Here is a 1,166-nt window from a genome sequence, read left to right on the forward strand (position 1 = left end):
ATCGCGCGCCGGGTGGACCGCGAGCCGGTATCCCGCATCCTGGGCCGGCGGGAGTTCTGGAGCCTCGACTTCCACCTGTCGCCGGCGACGCTCGACCCACGCCCCGACAGCGAGACCCTGATTGACGAGGCGCTGGCCGGCATCCCCGACAGGAAAGCCCCGCTCTCCGTGCTCGATCTCGGCACCGGTACCGGCTGCCTGCTGCTGGCCCTGCTGAGCGAGTTGCCGAACGCCGCCGGCACCGGCATCGACCGGTCGGAGGAAGCGGTCGCGACCGCCACCGCCAACGCCCGCCGCCTCGGGTTCGGCCAGCGCGCCCGCTTTGCCGCCGGCGACTGGGGGGCCGGACTGTCCGAGCGCTTCGACCTCGTGGTATCCAACCCGCCCTATATCCCCGAAGCGGAGATAGAGACCCTCGCGCCCGAGGTCGTCCGATTCGATCCGCTGGCGGCGCTTGCCGGCGGGCCGGATGGGCTCGATGCTTACCGTACGATCGTGGCGCAGCTATCCAACCTGTTGAAATCCAACGGCAAGGTAATCTTCGAAGTCGGCGCCGGGCAAGCGGCCGACGTTGCGGCGCTGCTTGTCACGGCAGGTTTCAGTGGTATCGGGACCCGACGCGACCTCGCCGGCGTGGAACGTGCGGTTTTCGGTCATTTGGGCGGGTGATTCCGCGTTTGCACCCAAGAAAAAGGTTGGATTACAGCCGTTTCCCGGCTAGGGTCTTCAATAACGAAGGACCGCAGCACAATTGGCGCGGCCTGCGTGATCAGAACCCCTGACATTCCACCGTGCAGCTATGCTCCGCGGTCGCCCGGCGGCCTTCAAATGCTCCGCCAGGCTGGACAGGGGCGCGCAAATCTCAAAGTGGGGCTCGTAATAGCCGAATGAGACAAGGACCAAACGTTAGGCGTTCTCGCGGCCGGGGCAACAACAACAATGGCCGCCGACAGAACAACGTCCCTTTGCGCCACCAGACTTTTGACAGCAACGGTCCCGATGTCCGTATCCGTGGCAATGCTTTTCAGGTCTATGAAAAGTATCTGACTCTGGCACGCGACGCCCAGACTGCTGGAGATCGGATTGCGGCGGAAAGTTACTTTCAGCACGCTGAGCATTACTTCCGGATTATCGGTCTGATCAACGAGCAAAGTGGTGAAAACCAG

At 63.6% G+C, this 1,166-nt stretch carries 2 protein-coding genes; both read left to right on the top strand.

What is annotated here, in order from left to right; all coding sequences use genetic code 11:
* Window positions 1-669, top strand: a 669-nt coding sequence (gene prmC / locus AC5JJ6_RS37480) for a peptide chain release factor N(5)-glutamine methyltransferase (RefSeq protein ID WP_496046915.1), incomplete at its 5' end; no start/stop codon positions are given.
* A gap of 296 nt (window positions 670-965) precedes the next feature.
* A partial coding sequence (locus AC5JJ6_RS37485) for a DUF4167 domain-containing protein (protein WP_496046916.1) occupies window positions 966-1,166 on the top strand: 201 nt, incomplete at its 3' end.

This window comes from Skermanella sp. (genome assembly GCF_059503625.1).